General features: G+C 62.1%; 10 protein-coding genes. All 10 read left to right on the forward strand.

Annotation, left to right across the window (positions count from 1 at the left end; genetic code table 11):
• Window positions 1-496 precede the first annotated feature (496 nt).
• Window positions 497-2,095, forward strand: coding sequence for a glycogen synthase GlgA (glgA, locus tag ACS92L_RS00720; RefSeq protein WP_438766365.1), 1,599 nt, complete (start codon window positions 497-499; stop codon window positions 2,093-2,095).
• On the forward strand, window positions 2,095-4,299 hold the full coding sequence (gene glgB / locus ACS92L_RS00725) for a 1,4-alpha-glucan branching protein GlgB (protein WP_438766367.1): 2,205 nt from the start codon (window positions 2,095-2,097) through the stop codon (window positions 4,297-4,299). Before glgA ends, glgB (ACS92L_RS00725) begins: the two co-directional genes overlap by 1 nt.
• Window positions 4,296-6,092: a malto-oligosyltrehalose trehalohydrolase gene (gene treZ / locus ACS92L_RS00730; RefSeq protein WP_438766369.1), complete on the forward strand. Its 1,797-nt coding sequence runs from the start codon at window positions 4,296-4,298 to the stop codon at window positions 6,090-6,092. Before glgB (ACS92L_RS00725) ends, treZ begins: the two co-directional genes overlap by 4 nt.
• Entirely contained in the window at window positions 6,089-8,089 is a 2,001-nt protein-coding gene (malQ, locus tag ACS92L_RS00735; RefSeq protein WP_438766371.1) for a 4-alpha-glucanotransferase, read from the forward strand. Before treZ ends, malQ begins: the two co-directional genes overlap by 4 nt.
• Window positions 8,082-10,982, forward strand: coding sequence for a malto-oligosyltrehalose synthase (treY, locus tag ACS92L_RS00740; protein WP_438766373.1), 2,901 nt, complete (start codon window positions 8,082-8,084; stop codon window positions 10,980-10,982). Before malQ ends, treY begins: the two co-directional genes overlap by 8 nt.
• A 95-nt stretch (window positions 10,983-11,077) precedes the next feature.
• Window positions 11,078-11,518, forward strand: coding sequence for a DUF2934 domain-containing protein (locus ACS92L_RS00745; RefSeq protein WP_438766375.1), 441 nt, complete (start codon window positions 11,078-11,080; stop codon window positions 11,516-11,518).
• A 52-nt stretch (window positions 11,519-11,570) separates the two neighbouring features.
• Window positions 11,571-13,796: a glycogen debranching protein GlgX gene (gene glgX / locus ACS92L_RS00750; RefSeq protein ID WP_438766377.1), complete on the forward strand. Its 2,226-nt coding sequence runs from the start codon at window positions 11,571-11,573 to the stop codon at window positions 13,794-13,796.
• 105 nt (window positions 13,797-13,901) lie between these two features.
• A complete protein-coding gene (locus ACS92L_RS00755; RefSeq protein WP_438766378.1) occupies window positions 13,902-15,950 on the forward strand; it encodes an alpha-1,4-glucan--maltose-1-phosphate maltosyltransferase in 2,049 nt (682 codons plus the stop codon).
• 142 nt (window positions 15,951-16,092) lie between these two features.
• Window positions 16,093-19,572: a maltose alpha-D-glucosyltransferase gene (treS, locus tag ACS92L_RS00760; RefSeq protein WP_438766380.1), complete on the forward strand. Its 3,480-nt coding sequence runs from the start codon at window positions 16,093-16,095 to the stop codon at window positions 19,570-19,572.
• Window positions 19,556-21,793, forward strand: a complete 2,238-nt coding sequence (gene glgB / locus ACS92L_RS00765; RefSeq protein WP_438766381.1) for a 1,4-alpha-glucan branching protein GlgB — start codon at window positions 19,556-19,558, stop codon at window positions 21,791-21,793. The genes treS and glgB (ACS92L_RS00765) overlap by 17 nt, the downstream gene beginning before the upstream one ends.
• Window positions 21,794-21,936 lie beyond the last annotated feature (143 nt).

The following is a 21,936-nucleotide window of genomic DNA, read 5'->3' on the forward strand; positions in this document are numbered from 1 at the left end:
TACCTGCCGTCGACGTCATGGCCCTGAGCGCAACGCGTCGGTCGCGCTAAAAGGGCAGTTTTGCGCCGTTTGGAATGTAACGTGTGATTGTCTGAAAAGCGGATTCAATTGTTCATCAATAAAATTAAAACAGCGTTTCTTTTATCAGTATTTTTAATCCAGATTATCTAGTTTAAAAAAGTTACAAAATTGGTAACAGCGTTCTCAAAAGAGCTTTGACGCTGCTGACGGTTCACGCTATATCTGGCTCATGGTTCCGGCACGGTCACGATGCTCCGGTGCCATTTTTCTGATGGATCTATCAGGTAGCGGTGGTGCCGGATGCACAGCCAACCATGAGCGGTCGTTTGTCGACAGGGACTGTCGATAAGGACGATGTTCGTACAGCGCCCATGCGGGTGCCGCCTGCGAGGTCGGCGCCCTGAAGGGCTGTCAGCTGTACCGCTCGATGGCTTGAGACATTTCGGCGTCAGCGCACTTCGCGAGGAGGTTGCGCATGTCTCATTCAGCCGTTGATGCCACTTTGGCACACGCCATTCAAACCACAAAAACGACAACACATATTGCCCCGGCATCTGCCTCCCTCGCGCAACACAGTGTCCGTGCAGGTCAGAGCGAGCCGGCCGATCCCGTTTTATTTGTTACCTCGGAGCTGGCGGATTTCGTCAAGGTTGGCGGTCTCGGCGATGTCTCCGCCGCTCTGCCGCGTGCTCTGCTCAATCATTACGACATACGCGTTTTGATGCCGGCCTATCGCGAGGTGCTTGAAAGCATCTGGCCTGTTCATGTCATTGCCCGTCTGCCCGGTCTTGCCGATATCCCGGCCTGCGATCTGGGGCGTATCGAGCTGCCCGAAGGCCTGACCGTCTATGTCCTGATCTGTCCGGAACTCTATGATCGTCCCGGCAGCCCCTATCTTGACGAGCAGGGTCAGGAGTGGGAGGACAACGCCATTCGCTTTGCGCGGCTGTCGCTGGCGGCAGCACAGATGGCGATGGAGACATCGCAGGGGCGATTCGAGGATCAGGGCTGGCATCCGGACCTTTTGCATCTGCACGACTGGCAGACCGGTCTGGCCGCCGGTTATCTGCGCTGGAATGATGATGAGACGCCCTGTGTCTATACCATCCACAATCTGGCCTATCAGGGGCTTTACGGCCCTGAATACCTGAGTCGGCTGGGCATTCCTGACAGTGCCTTTACTCCGGAAGGCCTCGAGTTTTATGACCGGCTCTCCTTCATGAAAGCCGGCGTTATCTACAGCGATCACATCACCACGGTCAGTGAAACCTACGCCCGGGAAATCACCACGCCCGCCTTTGGCTGCGGGCTGGAAGGGCTTTTGTCCGACTGCGCCCGACAAAAGCGTCTCAGCGGGATCGCCAACGGCATTGATGACAGCTGGGACCCGCAAACGGATGCCTATCTGGCCTGCGCCTTTGCCACCAACGACTGGGCCGGCAAGCGGGCCAATACCGACCACGTTCGACGCATGTTCCGTCTGGCGGTAAGCCACGGGCCGCTGTTTGCTGTGGTCTCCCGGCTGGTGCATCAAAAGGGGCTGGATCTCACCATTGCCGCCGCCGAGTCGATCGTGCGCGCCGGCGGTCAGCTGGTCGTGATCGGCTGTGGGGAGCCGGCCATTGAAAATGCCCTGCGCAATCTGGAAGCGCGCTTTCCGGGCGCGATCGGCGTGCACATCGGTTTCAGCGAGCGCGAGGCGCGCTGCATCTTTGCCGGCAGCGATTTTCTGTTGATGCCGTCACGCTTTGAGCCCTGTGGCCTGTCGCAGATGTATGCCCAGCGTTTCGGCTCGCTACCGATTGCGCACCGTACCGGCGGGCTTGCCGATACGATCGAGGATGGCATTACCGGGTTTCTCTTCGATGAGCTCTCGCAGCAGGATTTTCAGAAGGCCATCGACCGCGCCTTTCGCATCTTCGGCTGCACCGAGCTTTTCTACGCCATGCGCCGCGCGGCCATGGCCATTCACTACCAGTGGCGGTTGTCCGTCACACCGTATCGACGCCTCTATCATCAGCTGATGGTACCTGCAGGGGTAACGGCCCATTCGTTAAGACATGTGAGCATATAATGGCGACAGCACTTTCCGGCGCTTGCCAGAGCGAGCGTGACGCCCTGTCACGCCTGGCGCAGGCGCAACACGATGACCCGTTTCGCTGGCTGGGGCCCCACGAAAAGGGTGATCAAACGCTGGTGCGGTTGCTGTTGCCGGGGGCTGACGCGGTCGAGCTGATCGATGCCGTACATCAGGTGCTGGCCGTGGCCGAGCACGGAGAGGGCGGCATTTTCTGCGCACGCATTTCACAAGGCGTGCGCTATCGGCTGCGCATTACCTGGCCGGATGGCGTGGTGCAGATGACCGAGGACCCCTACCGGTTTGCGCCAATGCCGGGCGAGCTTGATCTTCACCTGTTCAGCGAGGGCCGCCATCGCGAACTGGCGCGCGTGTTCGGGGCCTGTCCGACGTCGATCGATGGCATCGATGGCGTACGCTTTACGCTCTGGGCGCCCAATGCCCGACGGGTCTCGGTCGTGGGCGATTTCAACGTCTGGGACGGCCGCCGTCATGCCATGCAGCGTCACGAAGGCAGCGGTATCTGGGCCATCTTTGTGCCGCATCTCAAGGCCGGCGAGCGCTATCGCTTCGAGGTTCTGGATCGCGACGGTCAACTGCGCCACAAGGTCGACCCGCTGGCCCGTCGTACGGAGACGGCCACACCGGACGCCTCCGTGGTGGCCAGCAATCGCGCCTTCAGCTGGCAGGATCATGCCTGGCTCAGACGCCGTGACGCCAGCAATGCTCGTGCGGCGCCGCTGTCGATCTATGAGCTGCATGTCCTGTCCTGGCAGCATGACCACGCCGGCAATACGCTGGAGTGGGACGCCCTGGCGTCACGACTGATTCCCTGGGTCGCCGATATGGGCTTTACCCATATCGAACTGATGCCCATCAGCGAGCACCCCTTTGTGGGCTCGTGGGGGTATCAGCCCATCGGCATGTTTGCCCCGACGGCGCGCATGGGTACGCCCGAGGCCTTTGCCCGCTTCATCAATGCCTGCCATGGCGCCGGTATCGGCGTCATTCTGGACTGGGTGCCGGCCCATTTTCCCAGCGACGAGCATGGGCTGGTGCGTTTTGACGGCACCGCGCTGTATGAGCACGACGACCCGCGTGAAGGGTTTCATCCCGAATGGAACACGCTGATCTATAACGTGGGCCGCAACGAGGTCAAAGGCTTTCTGATCGCCAGCGCGCTTGAGTGGCTCGAGCACTTTCATATCGACGGGCTTCGTGTGGATGCCGTCGCCTCGATGCTCTATCGCGACTACAGCCGCACCGATGACGGCTGGCGGCCCAACGTGCACGGCGGGCGTGAAAATCTTGAAGTCGTCGATTTTCTGCGCGAGCTCAACGACACGGTGGCCGAGCGATGCCCGGGGGTCATGATGATCGCCGAGGAGTCCACCTCCTGGCCGGGCGTCACCGCGCCGACCGCCACCGGCGGGCTCGGGTTCACCTTCAAGTGGAACATGGGCTGGATGCACGACACGCTGTCCTACATGTCGCGCGACCCGCTGTATCGCGCCTGGCATCATGGCGATCTCACCTTTGGTCTGCAGTACGCCTTTTCCGAGCATTTCGTATTGCCGCTTTCCCACGATGAAGTCGTGCACGGCAAGGGGTCGCTGCTGTCGCGAATGCCCGGTGACGAGGCACAAAAGCTTGCCGGGCTGCGCGCCTATCTGGCCTTCATGTGGGCCCATCCCGGCAAGAAGCTGTTGTTCATGGGCACCGAGCTGGGTCAGTGGCGCGAGTGGCACCACGACCGCGAACTGGACTGGGAGCGTCTGGACGAGGCAGGCCCCCGGGGGCTCTCACGGGCCATTGCCGATCTCAACCGGATCTATGTCGAAGACCCGGCAATGCATGTCTGCGACGGGGACTCGAGCGGTTTTTCGTGGGTGGTTGGCGATGACAGCGCCAACAGCGTCGTCGCCTTTTTACGCCACGCCGAACCCGGCAAGGCGCCGCTGCTGGTGGTCTGCAATCTGACACCGGTAGCGCAGCATCACTATCGAATCGGCGTACCGGTCATGAGTGTGTGGCGCGAGATATTCAACAGTGACAGTGTCTTCTACGCTGGAAGCAACCAGGGCAACGGGAGTGCCGTACATGCGCATCCCGACCCCAGCCATGGCCATCCAGCGTCGCTGCTTTTGACGCTTCCACCATTAAGTACGCTTTACCTGCGTCAGGGAGACTGGCCCACATGAGTGCCTTTGAATCCGGATCCGTCAGCGATCGGTTTTCTCACCACTGCCATTACGGTGCCACCGTACTGGATGAACGACGCACCCGTTTTACCTTCTGGGCCCCCGGGGTCGAGACGGTCACGCTTGAGCTGGCACGCGACCCTGGCATTGAGGCCGAAAGGTTTGCCATGGACAAGGGTCAGGACGGCGAGTTCACCCTTGAAATCGATTGCCCGCCGGGGGCGCATTACCGCTATCGCATCAGTGATGAACTCTCGGTTCCCGACCCGGCCGCCCGGGCCCAGCACGAAGACGTGAACGGACCGAGCGTGGTCGTGAACCCGCAGGCCTACGGCTGGGAAAATGTCCACTGGCAGGGCAGGCCCTGGCATGAAACCGTCATTCTGGAGCTTCATGTTGGAGCGCTGGACGGTTTCGACGGTGTTCGAAAGCGGCTGCAGGACTGGGCTTCGATGGGCATTACCGCCATTGAGCTGATGCCCATCAATGAATTCCCCGGTGCGCGCAACTGGGGCTACGACGGGGTGCTGCCCTACGCCGTTGAAGCCGCCTACGGTACGCCGGACCAGCTCAAGGCGATGATTGATCAGGCGCACGGACTGGGCCTGATGGTCTTTCTGGACGTGGTGTACAACCACTTCGGTCCGGACGGCAATTATCTGCCGCATTACTCCCCCGGCTTCTTTACCGGTGAGAGAACCCCCTGGGGCGATGCGATCGACTTCGACCGGTCTCAAGTGAAGGACTTCTTCATCGACAACGCGTTGATGTGGATCGAGGAGTATCGCTTTGACGGTCTGCGCTTTGACGCCGTACATGCCATCGATAATGACGCCTTCCTGCTGGAGATGAGCGAGCGGATCAAAAGCCGCGTCAGCGAAATGCGTCACGTGCACCTGATGCTTGAAAACGAGCGCAACAGCGCCTCGCTGCTGGAAAGCGCCTATACCGCACAGTGGAACGATGACGTTCACAACGTATTGCATGCGCTACTGACCGGCGAGCACGAAGGCTACTATGCCGATTACTGTGACCGCGCCACCGACAAGCTCGCCAGCGCCCTGCATGGTGGCTTTATTTTCCAGGGTCAGAACGACCGTCGCGGCCATTCGCGAGGCGAGCCCAGCGGGCACCTGCCCACCACGGCCTTTATCGCCTTTTTGCAAAATCATGACCAGGTGGGTAACCGGGCAATGGGTGAGCGACTCATTTCGCTGGTCGACCAGGAGCGTCTCGAGGCGGCCACGGCGCTGTTGCTGCTGTGCCCGATGATTCCGATGCTGTTCATGGGCGAAGAGCGCGGCGAGCGCAGCCCGTTTCTCTTTTTCACCGACCACCGCGATGAGCTGGCCGATGCCGTGCGCGAAGGTCGCCGCAGCGAGTTTGCCGATTTTTCGCATTTCAAGGACGAAAAGACACGCGCGCAGATTCCCGACCCCAACGCCGTATCAACCTTTGAGCAGTCCAGACCGTCCGCGCCGGGCGATGACGACCCCGAAGCCGCCATGTGGCATACCCGCTACATGACGCTGCTTGATATCCGTCACGCCGAAATCATCCCGCGCCTGCCGGGTACGACAGCCATGGGGGCCGTGACGCTGGGAGAGGGCGCGGTGCTGGCGCACTGGCGCATGGGCGATGGCACCGTTTTGGGCATTGCCGTCAACCTGGGCACGCAGCGTGTCAGTATCGATGCCCCGGAAGGGCAACGACTTTATGAACTTGGCGAGTCGGACGATGCCCATACGTTGGCACCGGGGGCGATTCGCGCCTGCTTGAGCAGTCATTTATGAATCAGACACTGAAATCACTGGCCGAAGCCGCCGGTATCGTCATCGACTGGCAGGACAGCCAGGATCGACCCCAGCAGCTTGATGAAACCACCATCAAGGGCGTACTGGAAGGGCTGGGGTACCGCTGCGATACCTCAAAAGATATCAGGGAGAGCCTGGCCGCCATCGAGCGTTTGCAGGCACCTGAAAGCGTGGCCGACTGGCCGCCGCTGATTGTCGGCGAGATCGGGCAGAGCATCGAATTGCCGGGTGCCGTGGCCGAAGGCGTCGACTATACCCTGACCGATGAAAACGGGCGCACCCTTGAAGGGCAGGTCGATGCCACAGGCCAGTTGGAAGCCGTCGCCGAGCCCGGCTATTACCAGCTGCAGATCGAGGGAAAAAGGCGACGTCTGGCGGTCGCGCCGCATCGCTGCATGGATGTGGCAACGCTTGCCGGAGACGGCCCGTCCTCGATGGCGGGTCTTGGCGTGCAGCTCTACAGTCTGCGTCGTGACAGCGACGGCGGGATCGGTGACTGTGAGGCGCTGGGGCGTCTTGCCGAGCGCGCCGGCCAAAACGGGCTGGACGCCATGGCTATTAGTCCGGTGCACGCGCTGTTTCCGCATCAGCCCGAGCGGTTTTCCCCCTATTCGCCCTCAACGCGGCTGGCCTTTAACCCGCTCTATAGCAACGCTGGTGACATCGCATCAGGCAGTGCGGCGACCGGTGATGATGCCCTGTCGCTGGTGGACTATGACCACGTCAGCCGTATGCGCTGGCAGGCACTTGAACGCGATTTCGCAGCGCTTTCAGAGACCGGTCGCCAGGCGCTGAACGCTTTTCGCAGGGAAAGCGGCGAGACCCTGGAAAACCATTGTCGCTTTGAGGCCATCAGCGAAGCACTCGGCCCCATGCATACGTGGCCGAGCGACATGCAGGATGTCAAAAGCGAGGCGGTCGCGGATTTCAGTCAGGAACACGGCGACCGCGTGGCTTTTTATGCCTTTGCGCAGTGGCAGATTGCCCTTGAACTGGCCGCCGTGCAGCAGCGCGCCATCGGCGCCGGCCAGCGCATCGGGCTAATTGCCGATATTGCCGTCGGTGTGGACCCGCACGGCAGTCAGGCCTGGAGCCGCCCGGAGGAGATGCTGGGCAGGCTTCGCATCGGCTCGCCGCCGGATGACTTCAATGCCAACGGCCAGGAGTGGGGCGTGACCGGCTTCTCGCCGCAGGGGCTGATCGAGTATGGCTTCGATGGCTTTATTGCCACGCTCAGGGCCTGCCTGCACGGCGCCGGTGGCCTGCGCATCGACCACATCATGGGGCTTTCAAGGCTTTGGCTGATCCCGGAAGGCGCCTCACCGACCGAGGGCGCCTACGTGCGCTATCCCGAGCAGTCGCTGCTGCGCCTGATCGCGCTGGAATCCTGGCGTCACCGCGCCGTGATCATCGGCGAGGATCTGGGCACGGTCGAGCCCGCATTTCGCGAGCGCCTGGATCAAAGCGGCATTCTGGGCATGGGCGTTTTGTGGTTCGAGCGCGAAGAAGAAACCTTTACGCCTGCCAAAGACTATCCGGCGCGGGCCGTGGCGATGACCAGCACCCATGACCTGCCCACGGTCGCCGGCTGGCGCCTGGGGCGCGATCTGGACTGGCGCATCGAGCTCGACATGCTTGGCGAGGGCGAGACACCGGCACAGCAGCGCAAGATGCGCGAGCAGGACATCTTAGCGCTTGCCGAGACCTTCGGGATCGCGCCGGATGCTGACCGCGACACCTGGCTTGAAGCTGCGGCGCATCATATCGGCGCGACCCCCTCACCGCTGGTATTGCTGCAGCTCGAGGATCTGCTGGGTCTGGAAGAACAGCCCAATCTGCCGGGCACGCTGGACGAGCACCCCAACTGGCGCCGTCGTCTGCCGCTGACGGTTGACGAGATGTTTGATACCCCCGGTGTCGTGGCAAGGCTTCGGGCAATGACCACCGCACGCGCAGGAGCAGGGCAGCATGAGTGAGCTATCCATGGATGCACCATCAAACGGCGCGGACCATCAGCCGCTGCTGTCGTGTCTGCGTCTGCAGTTTCACAAGGATTTCACCCTCGATGATGCCGAGGCGCTGGTCGACTATTTTGCCGGCCTGGGCGTCACTCATCTCTATGCGTCACCGCTGTGGGCGGCGCGCAGTGGCTCGACGCACGGCTATGACGGCGTCGACCCCACCCGGCTCAACCCCGAAATCGGCGATGAAGCGGCGCTGACGCGACTGGTTGGAAAACTCAGATCCTTTGGCATGGGGCTGATCGTTGACTTCGTGCCCAATCACCTGGCCGTGGGCGGGCGTGAAAACCCCTACTGGCAGGACGTGCTGCGCTGGGGCCCATCCGGGCGCTTTGCCGACATGTTCGACATCAACTGGCGCGACAATGGCGACCCGACGCTTGAAGGTCGCCTGCTGGTACCGTTTCTGGGCGAACCCTACGGCCAGGCGCTGGTGTCGGGTGACATGAAGCTCACTCTGGATGAGACCACCGGTCTTTTTCAGGTCGACTACTTCGAGCACTGCTTTCCCATCGACCCGCGCTGCCATGCGCTGATGCTGCTGGAAAACGGCATGGGCGAGCAGGCCCGGCTGTTTGAACAGATCGAAGAGGCCGTGTCGCTGGAAGAGGGCGCCGAGCGAGCGGGCCTGGCGCTTGCCGAGCACGTGCGCACCGACAAGGGGCGCGCCGCGCTCGAGACACTGCTTGCACGCTATAACCCCGAAGAGCCGGAAGGCGCCGAGCGGCTGCACGTGCTGCTGGAGCGACAGCACTATCGCCTTGCCTGGTGGCGTACCGCCAATGACAGCCTCAACTGGCGGCGTTTTTTCGATATTACCGAGCTTGGCGCTCTGCGCGTCGATGACCCGGCGGTGTTCGCACAGACCCATGTTTATCTGCTGGAGCTGATCGAGCAGGGGCTGATTGATGGCGTGCGTCTGGACCATGTCGATGGGCTGGCCGACCCGGCCGGCTACTGTCGTTTGCTGCGCGCCCGTGTCGATGAAGCGGCTACTCGCCGTCCCGGGGGGGCGCCCGCAACGCCGCTGCCGATCTTCGTGGAGAAGATTCTGGAGGGCAACGAGTCGCTGCCGCTGGACTGGGGCGTCACCGGCACCACCGGCTACGAATTCATGAATGTGGTCTCAAAGCTTCAGCACGACCCGGAAGGCGAGGCACCGCTCAAGGCGCTGTGGCAGTCGCTGTCGGGCCGCGAACACGGCTTTGAGGCGGAAGTCATCCGCGCCCGGCGCGAAATCATTGATACCGCCCTGGTCACCGAGTTCGAGCGTGCGGTACGGGCGCTGTCCGATGTGGCACGTCACGATCCCATGACCCGGGACATGACCCCGGCCATGATTCGACGCGTGCTGCGCGAGCTGGCGGTGCAGTTTCCGATCTATCGCACCTACGCCGACGATCAGGGGCTGACGACACGCGATGAAAACTTCTTCGCGCACGCCGTGGTGGCAGCACGCGCCGAGCTGACACCGCCGGATCAGGTGGTGCTCGATCAGGTTTATGACTGGCTGGGGGGCGAGGCGCCCGCCAACGATGACGAGCCGGGCTGTCGGCTGCGACGCAACGCCATTGTGCGTTTTGCCCAGCTGACCTCGCCGCTGGCGGCCAAGGCCGTAGAGGATACGGCCGGCTATCGCAGCGCCGTGCTTATCTCGCGTAACGACGTCGGCTTTGACGGTGCCCACTTTGCCGGTTCAGGCGAGGACTTCCACCGCTTCAACGCCTGGCAGGCGCGCCATTTCCCCGCAACGATGGTGACCACGGCAAGCCACGACCACAAGCGCGGCGAAGACGTGCGGGCGCGTCTGGCGGCCCTGTCGGAGTGGGGCGATCGCTGGGCCGAACAGGTTCGTGAGTGGTTGACGGCCTCCTCGTCGCTGCGCCAGAGCACCGAGGACGATACGCTCGCCGGGCCTTCCACCGCCGAGGAGATGATTCTCTATCAGATCATCGTGGGGGCATGGCCGCTGACGCTCTCTCTGGATGACGCCGAGGGCCTTGAGGCGTTTGCCGGCCGTGTTGCCGACTGGCAGGAGAAGGCCCTGCGCGAGGCCAAACTGAACTCGCACTGGCTCTATCCCGATGAGGCGCACGAGTCGCAGTGCCGCGAGTTCGTCATGACGCTGCTCACCGATGAGCGAGGCGCGGCCCTGCGTCGGTCCATCCATGAATTTGTCGCCACAATCAGTCCGGCCGGGGCCCTTAATAGCCTGGTACAGACGCTGCTTCGCATGACGGTACCGGGTGTGCCGGACTGCTATCAGGGCACCGAGCGCTGGGATTTTTCTCTGGTCGATCCCGACAATCGCCGCCCGGTCGATTACGAGGTGCGCCGCGCCCAGCTCAAGGAGAGCCCGGCGCTGCCCGGACTGATCAATGACTGGCGTGACGGACGCATCAAGCAGGCGCTGATCACGCAGATGCTGAACCTCAGACAGCGCCTGCCGGCGGCCTTCCTTCACGGCGAGTATCAGGCGCTTGAGTTTGATGGCGAACGCGCCGGACAGCTGCTCGGCTTCATACGTGAACACGACGGCCAGGCCGTTCTGGTGATCGTGGCGCGTCACGCCGGCTCGCTGCTGGAAGAGGAGGCGCTGCAGATTGCGCCGGCGCGCTGGGGCAATACCGGCGTGAAATGCGCAGAAGATGACGCCCGCGGCTGGCAATCGCTTGTTACCGGACAGGCCGTCAGTCTGCAGGCACCGGTGGCCGAGCTCATGTCGTCACTGCCGTTTTGCGTGCTGTTTCGTGACGTTTCTACTGCGACGGCAGGCGAACATCAGGCACTGGAAGCCGACATGACACAGGCCGGGGCAACCCGCGGCGATCAGATGCCGTCGATGTAACCATCGCAACAGGCCCCGCGCTATGGTCGGGGCCTTTCAGACAATACGGGTCTGCCGGGCATCAGGGGCATGACCCATGAAGGAGAAAGGATCATATGGCAGACGATCAGCTTCGTATTCGCTTGCTGGCCTATCGGATCTGGGAAGCCGAGGAGTGCCCCGACGGCCAGGCCGAGCGTCACTGGCAAATGGCCTGTCGCATGGTGGCCGCCGAGCGTATTACCGATGTGCCCCAGGACGCTCAGCCCCGACCGGCCGCGCGCAGCGCAAAGGCCGCCGAGCCGGCCGCGCCGGCCGCTACGCCCTCAATGGATGACGCCGCCGCCGAACCGGCCGCCAAAAAGGCGCCCGCCAAACGTGCCAGCACGGCCAAACGGCGCAGCACCACCGATGACAAAACCGCAGCCGCCAAAACGACTGCCGGCAAATCGACGGCGACTCGCAAGACAACGGCCGCCAAAAAGAAGGGCGCGACCGGCACGGAGCCCGCGGCGAAACGCAAGCGCAGCAGCAACGATGACAGTTCGAGCCAGTAGTCGTGCCCCCGGCACGGCCTGCGTTTTTGTATTTTCCTTTCCGGAGTAATGTATGACGACAACACCAATTCATCCCGGCGCACCAACGCCCGGCATTACCTCGGGTGGGCGTGAGGCGCCGATCAGTTCGGCCGCCGGACAGCAGCGCAGCAGGGTTCGTGAAGGTCTGCCCTATCCGCTGGGCGCCAACTGGGATGGACTGGGGGTCAACTTTGCCCTCTTTTCGGCGCACGCCACCAAAGTTGAGCTGTGCCTTTTCAGTGACGATGGTGAAGAAGAGCTCGAGCGTATTGAGCTGCCCGAGTTCACCGATGAGGTCTGGCACGGTTATCTGCCTGACGCCCGCCCGGGCCAGCTTTACGGCTACCGGGTTCACGGCCCCTACGAGCCGGAAAACGGCCATCGCTTCAATCACAACAAGCTGTTGATCGATCCGTGCGCGCGTCAGCTGGTCGGCGAGCTTCAGTGGGACGACGCCCTGTATGGCTACACCATCGGTCATGAAGACGGTGACCTGAGCTTTGACGAGCGCGACAGCGCGCCGTTTATTCCCAAGTGCCGCGTCATTGATCCCGCCTTTACCTGGGGACGTTCGCGCGAGATTCATGTACCCTGGGATCGCACCATCTTCTATGAGGCCCACGTTCGCGGGCTGACCATGATGAATCCGAAGGTCAATGAGTCGATACGGGGCACCTTTACAGGCCTCAGCGACCCGGCCGTACTCGATCACCTGCGCAATCTGGGCGTGAGTTCGCTGGAGCTGATGCCGATCCACGCCTTTGCCGATGACCGTCATCTCCAGGAAAAGGGGCTGCACAACTACTGGGGTTACAACACCCTGTCGTTTTTTGCCCCGCACCCGGCCTACATGGCGACCAACACCATCAGCGAGTTCAAGCAGATGGTGGCCTGCTGCCACGCGGTCGGCATCGAGGTCATTCTGGATGTGGTCTACAACCACACCGCCGAAGGCAACGAGATGGGGCCAACGCTGTCCTGGAAGGGCATCGACAACTTCAGCTACTACCGCCTGATGCCGGACGAGAAGCGCTACTACATCAACGATACCGGCACCGGCAACACGGTCAATCTGTCTCACCCGCGCGTGCTGCAGATGGTGACCGACTCGCTGCGCTACTGGGCCGACGAGATGCGGGTCGACGGGTTCCGCTTCGATCTGGCCACCATTCTCGGGCGCGAGCCGCATGGCTTTGACGAGGGCGGCGGTTTCCTTGATTCCTGTCGCCAGGACCCGCTTTTGTCGCAGTGCAAGCTGATCGCCGAACCCTGGGACTGCGGCCCCGGTGGCTATCAGGTCGGCGGCTTCCCGCCGGGCTGGGCGGAGTGGAACGACAAGTTCCGCGACAATATGCGTGCCTTCTGGAAAGGCGATGAGGGGCAGCTGGCCGAGTTCGCCACGCGTTTGACCGGCTCGGCGGATCTCTTTAATCATCGCGGCCGCAAGCCGTACTCGTCGGTCAACTTCATCACGGCGCACGACGGGTTCACGCTGCGCGATCTGGTGACCTACAACGACAAGCATAACGAGGCCAACGGCGAGGACAACAACGACGGTAGCGACGACAACTACTCCTGGAACCATGGGGTAGAAGGCGAGACCGACGATCCGGAAATCCGCGAGCTGCGCATGCGTCAGATACGCAACATGCTCGCCACCCTGATGTTCTCCCAGGGCACGCCGATGCTGCTGGCCGGTGACGAGTTCGGACGCACCCAGGGCGGCAACAACAACGCCTACTGTCAGGACAGCGAGATCGGCTGGGTCAACTGGGAGTTTTCCGACGAAGGGCGCGATCTGCTGAACTTCACTCGTCACATCATTGCCCTGCGCCGGCGCTACCCGATGCTGCATCGCAGCCGCTTTTTGACCGGCGACTGGAACGATGAGCTGGAAGTGCGTGACGTGACCTGGCTGACGCCGGACGCCGAAGAGATGGATGTCGGCAACTGGGAGTCGGAACATTCTCGTTCCATCGGGGTGCTGCTCGACGGTCGTGCCCAGCCGACCGGCATTCGTCGGGCCGGTTCGCACAGTACGTTGTTGATGATCGTCAATGCCCACCATGAGCCGATCACCTGGACGCTGCCGGAAGTGTCTTCCGGTAAACACTGGGTATTCCGGCTCAATACGGCCGCACCTGCCAGCCGGGAAGGTGAACACTACGATTTCGGCAGTACCTATGAGGTCGAAAGCCGCTCGATGGTGCTGCTGGAACTGGTCCGTGACGACAGCGGTTCAGGCCGCAACGCCTAGTCAAACCATGCCGCCGATGGCCACGCGCCATCGGCGGATTGCCGATAGCCCGGTCCGTGTCGATCACGAACCAGGGGCTGCGCCCAGGGAAAGGAGCGAGCAGCAATGTCTATGGTGCAACGCAATACATCCCGAAACGATGTGCAACAGGATGCACCGGTCATGCAGGCCACCGCCGCCGACCGCATCGCCATCGAAAACATTGGCCCAGGCGTCGAGCAGGGCCGTTTTGCCGCCAAGGCCATCGTCGGTCAACCGGTCAACGTGACCGCGGTCATCTTTGCCGACGGTCACGACGTACTTGCTGCGCGCGTACGCTGGCGCTGCACGCAGGGAAAGGCGCAAGAAGCTGCAGCATCTGCAGATGAGTGGCACAGCGAGACGCTGACGCTGGTCAAGCCGCTGGGCAACGATCTGTGGGAAGGCAGCTTGACGCCCACCGCGACCGGCGCCCACGAGTTCGTGATCGAAGCCTGGTGGGACCTTTACGGTACCTATCACTACGAGTTGAGTAAAAAGCACGCCGCCGGCATCCCGATTGCGCTGGAGCTGCGCGAAGGCCATGACCATGTGGCTCGGGCGCTCGAGCGTGCCGCCCCCGGCAGTGAGCAGGCCGGGCAGCTTGAGTCGCTGATGGCTGGATTGAAGGGGGCCAGCGATGAAAGCGAGCAGGTCGCGCTGTTGCTTTCGCGCGATACCCTGACGCTCATGCAGGCGTGTGATCCGCAGCGTCATTTAAGCGCCAGTGCAGCCATGCCGCTGGAGGTCGATCGCGAGCTGGCAGCGTTTGCCAGCTGGTATGAGCTTTTCCCCCGTTCGGAAAGCCCGGAGCCCGACCGGCACGGCACGTTCAACGATGTGCACGCCCGACTGCCGATGATTCGTGACATGGGCTTTGACGTGCTCTATTTCCCGCCCATTCATCCCATCGGCCACAGCCATCGCAAGGGACCCAACAACACGTTGACCCCCGGCCCCGATGATCCGGGCAGCCCCTATGCCATCGGCAACGAGCACGGCGGTCACGAGGCCATCCATCCACAGCTTGGCACGCTCGAGGACTTTCGCGCTCTGGTGGCGACCGCTCGCGAGCATGATCTCGAAATCGCACTGGATTTCGCCATTCAATGCTCGCCGGATCACCCCTGGCTTGCCGAGCATCCGGGCTGGTTTGCCTGGCGTCCGGACGGCACGATCCGCTACGCCGAAAATCCGCCCAAGAAATATGAAGACATCGTCAACGTCGATTTCTACGCCGAAGACGCCGTCCCGGCTCTCTGGCTGGCGCTGCGTGATGTGGTACAGGGCTGGGTCAGCGAAGGCGTGAAGATCTTTCGTGTGGACAACCCGCATACCAAGCCCTTTCCTTTCTGGGAGTGGCTGATCGCTGATATCCGCTCACGCGACCCGGACGTCATCTTCTTTGCCGAAGCCTTTACTCGCCCGGCCATCATGGCGCGACTGGGCAAGGTCGGCTTTACCATGAGCTATACCTACTTCACTTGGCGCAATACAAAGCCTGAGCTGACCGAGTATCTGACCCAGCTCAACGAATCGCCACTGCGCGAATGCTATCGGCCCAACTTTTTCGTCAATACCCCGGACATCAACCCGACCTTTTTGCAGGGCTCGGGGCGGCCGGGCTTTCTGATCCGGGCGGCACTGGCCACCATGGGGTCGGGGCTCTGGGGCATGTACTCGGGCTTTGAGCTGTGCGAGGCAGCACCGGTACCGGGCAAGGAGGAGTATCTCGATTCCGAAAAGTATCAGCTCAGAACGCGTGACTACTTCGCCCCCGGCAATATCAGCGCCGAGATCGCCCGACTGAACTGGATTCGGCGTCACAATCCGGCGCTGCAGACCCATCTGGGCATCCGGTTTGGCGTCATCGACAACGAGCGCATCATTTATTTCATCAAGTCGACGCCGGACATGAGCAATGTGGTGCTCATCGCCGTCAGTCTTGACCCCTTCCATGAGCAGTCCGGTAATTTCGAGCTGCCGCTTTGGGAGTTTGGTCTGGAAGATCACGCCGATGTACACGGTGAGGATCTGATGACCGGTCACCGATGGACCTGGCATGGCAAGTGGCAAAGCACGCACCTGACACCGCAGATGCCGTTTGGCATATGGCGCCTTCGCCCGGCGCAGTAAGCCATCGGGAGATGGGGTGAAGCGACCACCGTCGATCGGTACTCCCGGAGTCAACGCGGGAAGTCGGTGTCGCTTCTTTCTTCAGGCAGGACGCAACATGATCGCCCGCGACTACGGGTCGGGGCGAAGAGGAAAATCTCTCATGATGAATGCCAACAATGTATCCGGCTCGTCCCAGCAGGCCATGACGGCCGGCGAGGGCGAACCCGCCTTTATCAATGATCCGCTGTGGTACAAGGATGCGGTCATCTATCAGGTGCACGTTAAATCCTTCTTTGACGCCAATAACGACGGTATCGGCGATTTTCAGGGGCTGATCGAGCGACTTGATTACATCGCGGGCCTGGGCGTCAATACCATCTGGATACTGCCGTTCTACCCGTCACCGCGCCGCGATGACGGTTACGATATCTCCGAGTACTGCGCGGTCAGCCCCGATTACGGCACGCTTGAGCAGGCGCAGCAGTTTATCAAGGAGGCGCACGACCGCGGGCTGCGCGTGATCACCGAGCTGGTCATCAACCACACCTCCGATCAGCATCCCTGGTTTCAGCGCGCCCGGCATGCGCCCAAGGGCTCTCCCGAGCGCGAGTTTTACGTCTGGTCGGACAGCGACACCCATTACAGCGACACCCGCATCATCTTTCTGGACACCGAGACCTCCAACTGGACCTGGGACCCGGTGGCCGGTCAGTACTTCTGGCACCGCTTCTACTCTCACCAGCCCGATCTGAACTTCGATAACCCCGTCGTCTTCGACGAGGTGATGAAGGTCATGCACTACTGGCTGGAGATGGGCGTGGATGGCCTGCGCCTGGACGCCATTCCCTATCTGGTCGAGCGTGAAGGCACCAACAACGAGAACCTGCCCGAGACCCATGAGGTGCTCAAGCGCATCCGGGCGGTGATCGACGAGCATTTCCCGGATCGCATGCTGCTGGCCGAGGCCAATCAGTGGCCCGAGGACACGCGCCCCTATTTCGGTGAGGGCGATGAGTGCCACATGGCGTTTCACTTCCCGCTGATGCCGCGTATGTACATGTCGCTGGCTCAGGAGGATCGCTTCCCGATCACCGATATCCTGCGACAGACGCCGGAGATTCCCGAAAACTGTCAGTGGGCCGTGTTCCTGCGTAACCATGACGAGCTGACGCTTGAAATGGTGACCGACCGCGAGCGTGACTATCTCTGGAACCATTACGCCTCCGATCGTCGCGCGCGCATCAATCTGGGCATTCGACGCCGGCTGGCGCCGCTGCTGGAGCGCGACCGTCGCCGCATCGAACTGCTCAACAGCCTGTTGCTGTCGATGCCAGGTACGCCCACGGTCTATTACGGCGACGAGATCGGCATGGGGGACAACATCCACCTGGGCGATCGTGACGGCGTGCGTACCCCCATGCAGTGGAGCATGGACCGCAACGGCGGCTTCTCGCGCGCCGATCCGGCCAGCATGGTGCTGCCGCCGATCATGGACGCGCTGTATGGCTTTCAGACCATCAATGTCGAGGCGCAGACCCGCGACCCGCACTCGCTGCTCAACTGGATGCGGCGCATGCTGGCCGTGCGCAGCCAGCAAAAGGCCTTCGGCCGCGGCGTGATGAAGCTTTTGTATCCCTCCAACCGGCGCATTCTGGCCTACATCCGCGAATACACCCATGAAGACACCGGCCAGGTGGACACCATCCTCTGTGTGGCCAACGTGTCGCGCTCGGCGCAGGCGGTGGAGCTGGATCTGTCGAGCTGGGAAGGCCATGTGCCGGTGGAAATGCTTGGCGGCAGCACCTTTCCGCCCATCGGGCAGCTCAGCTATCTGCTGACCCTGCCGCCCTACGGCTTTTACTGGTTCCTGCTGGCGCCGGAAACCACCATGCCGAACTGGCATACGCCGGCCCAGGAGATGATGCCGGAGCTTTTGACCCTGGTGGTCAAGCAGCGCCTGGACGAGATCGGCAGCGGGCGGGCACGTCGCTCGCTTGAAAACGAGAGCCTGGTGCAGTATCTGCCGCGCAGGCGCTGGTTTGCCGCCAAGAACAGCACCATCGAGCAGGTCAGGCTGGCCTGGGCGGTGGGTCTGGACAGCGCTGCCGTCGATGAGCGCGCCTCAAGCTCGCCCACGATCCTGCTCGGGGAGATCGAGGTGCACACCCGCCAGGCAAGTGCAGAGCCCTCGTCTCCCGAGCGTTATGTGCTGCCCATGGGGCTGATCGGTGAAGACGAAGGCACGCTGTTGCCCCAGCAGCTGGCCATGGCGCGCATTCGTCGCGGGCGTGAAGTCGGGCTGCTGACCGATGCCTTCGCGATGCCGGGCTTTCCCATGGCGGTAGTACAGGCGCTGCGTATGGGCATGGTGCTGGATTTGACCCGCAACGCGGTGGAAACGGAGGCCGATGCTTCCAACCCCGGCGCGCTGCATTTCAGATCCACCTCGCTGCTGGGCGAGATGGAGATGACACCGCATGAAGCCGAGATGCGCTATCTCAGCGCCGAGCAGTCCAACAGCTCCGTGATCATCGATGACCGGATGGTGCTCAAGCTGATTCGTCGCATCGAAAGCGGCATCCATCCCGAAGCGGAGATGGGACGGTATCTCACCGAGCGTGGCTTTACCCACATTGCGCCCATGCTGGGCGAAGTGACCCGCATCGATGATCAGGGCGTGCCACATGTTCTGATGGTGCTGCAGGGCTATATCGACAACCAGGGAGATGCCTGGGAGTGGACGCTCAATACGCTCGAGCGGGCCATTCGCGACGTCAGCGAAATGGTGCAGGCCGACCAGCATGATGTCTACGACCCGCTGGCCACCATCACCGGCTTTGCCGGGCTGCTGGGGCAGCGCCTGGGTGAAATGCATACCCTGCTGGCCATGGACACGCCGGAGGCCGATTTCGCCCCCGAGATCGCCGATGAGGCCCGAACGCGTGAATGGGCCGATGGCGTGCGCGCCCAGATTGGTCAGGCCATGGAGGTCCTTGAAAGCCACAAGAGTAGCGCCAGCGAAGAAGATCAGCGGCTGGCTGACTGGCTGCTTGAGCGCCGCGAGGCGCTTTCAGAGATGGCGGATTCGTTTGCCCATCACGCCCAGGGCAGCCTCTGCACGCGCACGCATGGGGATCTGCACCTCGGGCAAATCCTGGTATCGCATGACGATGCCTACATCATCGACTTTGAAGGCGAGCCTGCCCGACCACTTGCCGAGCGTCGCATGAAGAGCAGCCCTCTGCGCGATGTGGCCGGCGTGGTGCGCTCCTTTGACTATGCCTCGGCCATGGCACTGGATAACGCTCATCGCACTGATGTGGCCCATGATCATGAGGCGGTCAGCCAGGAAGTGATCGTCGACTATCGCCACCGGGTCACCCAGTCATTTTTGCTGGCCTATCGCCAGGCCACGCATCAGGTCGGGCATCAGTGGCAGTTCGAGGATGGCGCCAGTGCGGCGCTGTCGCTGTTCACGCTGGAAAAGGCCGCCTATGAGATTGCCTACGAGGCCGCCAATCGACCGGCCTGGCTGAGTGTTCCCATGCGGGGTCTGGTTGCACTCTTTGACGAACTGAACACTCGCTCGGGCAATGACATGTCCCAATCAGGGGAGGGTCACCATGACGACTCGCAATAAACAGAACGTTCTCGGCGCGTCAGACGACAGTACGACCCTGCATCCTGACGCTGCACAGGCGCTGGTGGAGGGCACTCATGGCGATCCCTTTGCCGTGCTGGGGCCACACGAGGTGGATCATGCCATGGTCGTGCGGGTCTTTTTGCCGCGCGCCATTGGTGTGGAGCTGCTCGAGCGTGACAGCGATCGCGTTCTGACCCGGCTGCAGCCGGGTCAGGTGCCGGATCTTTTTATCGGCCGCCTGGATCGGCTCACGCCCTATCGGTTGCGTATTCGCTGGCCGCACGGAGAAGAGATCGTCGAGGACCCCTATGCCTTTGGGCCGCTGCTGGGGGAGCTTGATCTCTACCTGATCGGCGAGGGCAACCATCGTGAACTGGGCACCTGTCTCGGGGCGCAGATGATGACGGTGGATGGCGTAGAAGGTGTGCGTTTTGCCGTCTGGGCGCCCAATGCCCGGCGCGTGTCGGTCGTCGGCGAGTTCTGCGGCTGGGACGGGCGTCGCTATCCGATGCGTCTGCGCCAGCCGACCGGCGTGTGGGAGATCTTTATCCCCGGTCTGGCCGAAGGCAGCGTCTACAAGTACGAAATCCTGGGACAGGATGGCCTGTTGCCGCTCAAGGCCGACCCGGTGGCGCGGGCGACCCAGTCACCGCCCCAGACCGGCTCGGTCGTGGCCGCGCCGCTGGCGCACGACTGGCAGGATCAACAGTGGATGGCGGACCGGGCCGGGCGCCACAGCTCGGATGCCCCCATCTCGGTCTATGAAGTACACGCCGCTTCGTGGCGACGCCACGGTGGCGACGAGGGGGAGCTGTATAGCTGGAACGATCTGGCGCAGTGGCTGATTCCCTATGTGCAGGAGATGGGCTTTACTCATATCGAGCTGCTGCCGATCATGGAGCACCCCTTTGGCGGCTCCTGGGGCTATCAGCCGCTGTCACAGTTCGCGCCCAGCGGCCGATTCGGCAAGCCACAGGAGTTCGCCGCCTTTGTGGATGCCTGTCACCAGGCGGGCGTCGGCGTCATCCTCGACTGGGTGCCGGCGCACTTTCCGACCGACCCGCACGGTCTGGCCCGCTTTGACGGCACGGCGCTGTATGAGTACCAGGACCCCCGTGAAGGGTTCCACCAGGACTGGAACACCTACATCTACAACCTGGGGCGGCACGAGGTACACGGCTTCATGCTGGCCTCGGCCCTTTACTGGCTCAAGCACTTCCATATCGACGCCCTGCGCGTGGATGCGGTGGCCTCGATGCTCTACCGCAACTACTCGCGTCAGGAAGGCGAGTGGATTCCCAACCGCCACGGCGGTCAGGAAAACCTGGAAGCGATCGATTTTCTGACCCACCTCAACGAGGTGGTCGGCGAGGAAGCGCCCGGCGCCATCATGATCGCTGAAGAGTCCACGGCCTGGCCCGGTGTAAGCCGACCCGTGTCGGAAGGCGGTCTCGGGTTCAACTACAAGTGGAACATGGGCTGGATGCACGACACGCTCACCTATATGAGCGAGGACCCGCTATATCGCAGCTACCATCACGGCGAGCTGACCTTTTCGCTGGTGTATGCCTTCTCCGAGCGCTTCATGCTGCCGATCTCCCATGACGAGGTGGTGCACGGCAAGGGGTCGTTGATCAACAAGATGCCCGGCGATCGCTGGCAGCAGTTTGCCAATCTACGGGCGTGCCTGTCGCTGATGTGGACCCACCCCGGCAAGAAGCTGCTGTTCATGGGCTGTGAGCTGGCACAGTTTCGTGAATGGAGTCATGACCGCGAGCTGGACTGGTTTTTGCTGGCCGACAGTCAGCATCAGGGCATCTCGGATCTGGTGCGCGATCTCAACGCGCTTTATACGCTGGAACCGGCGCTGCACGAACAGGACTGCGTGCCCGAAGGCTTTGAATGGGTGATCGGTGATGATGCACAAAACAGCGTGCTGGCATGGCTGCGATGGAGCCGTGACGGTCAGCCCGTACTGGTGGTGATCAATCTCACGCCAAATGAGCTGTCGGGTTATGGCGTCGGCGTGCCCACGGCGGGGTACTGGCAGGAGTGTTTCAATAGCAACGCGCGGGTCTATGGCGGCACGGGCACCGGCAACGATGGTGGATGCGAAGGTGAGGCGCGCGAAAGCCACGGCCATCCGTTTACGCTGTCGCTGAATTTGCCACCGCTGGGGGCCGTTGTCCTCAAGCCCGGAGACGCAGTGCTCAGGTAGTTTCCAAACGGCGCACATGGCGTAGTAACGCTACGCCATGTGCGACAAAACGTGCATCGCGATCAAGTGTTAAAACTTCTTTAATATAGGGGTAGGCTTATATAGACAGAGGCAGCCGCCCTGTATTGTCACCCGTTGGTGGC

It is taken from the genome of Kushneria halocnemicola (genome assembly GCF_965650455.1).
Classification (GTDB): domain Bacteria; phylum Pseudomonadota; class Gammaproteobacteria; order Pseudomonadales; family Halomonadaceae; genus Kushneria.

What these genes read in the sequence shown, in the direction of transcription:
- ACS92L_RS00755 (WP_438766378.1), top strand. Translation starts at nt 13,902, where the DNA reads ATGTCTATGGTGCAACGCAATACATCCCGAAACGATGTGCAACAGGAT.
- treY (WP_438766373.1), top strand. Translation starts at nt 8,082, where the DNA reads ATGAGTGAGCTATCCATGGATGCACCATCAAACGGCGCGGACCATCAG.
- treS (WP_438766380.1), top strand. Translation starts at nt 16,093, where the DNA reads ATGATGAATGCCAACAATGTATCCGGCTCGTCCCAGCAGGCCATGACG.
- treZ (WP_438766369.1), top strand. Translation starts at nt 4,296, where the DNA reads ATGAGTGCCTTTGAATCCGGATCCGTCAGCGATCGGTTTTCTCACCAC.
- glgA (WP_438766365.1), top strand. Translation starts at nt 497, where the DNA reads ATGTCTCATTCAGCCGTTGATGCCACTTTGGCACACGCCATTCAAACC.
- glgB (WP_438766367.1), top strand. Translation starts at nt 2,095, where the DNA reads ATGGCGACAGCACTTTCCGGCGCTTGCCAGAGCGAGCGTGACGCCCTG.
- ACS92L_RS00745 (WP_438766375.1), top strand. Translation starts at nt 11,078, where the DNA reads ATGGCAGACGATCAGCTTCGTATTCGCTTGCTGGCCTATCGGATCTGG.
- malQ (WP_438766371.1), top strand. Translation starts at nt 6,089, where the DNA reads ATGAATCAGACACTGAAATCACTGGCCGAAGCCGCCGGTATCGTCATC.
- glgX (WP_438766377.1), top strand. Translation starts at nt 11,571, where the DNA reads ATGACGACAACACCAATTCATCCCGGCGCACCAACGCCCGGCATTACC.
- glgB (WP_438766381.1), top strand. Translation starts at nt 19,556, where the DNA reads ATGACGACTCGCAATAAACAGAACGTTCTCGGCGCGTCAGACGACAGT.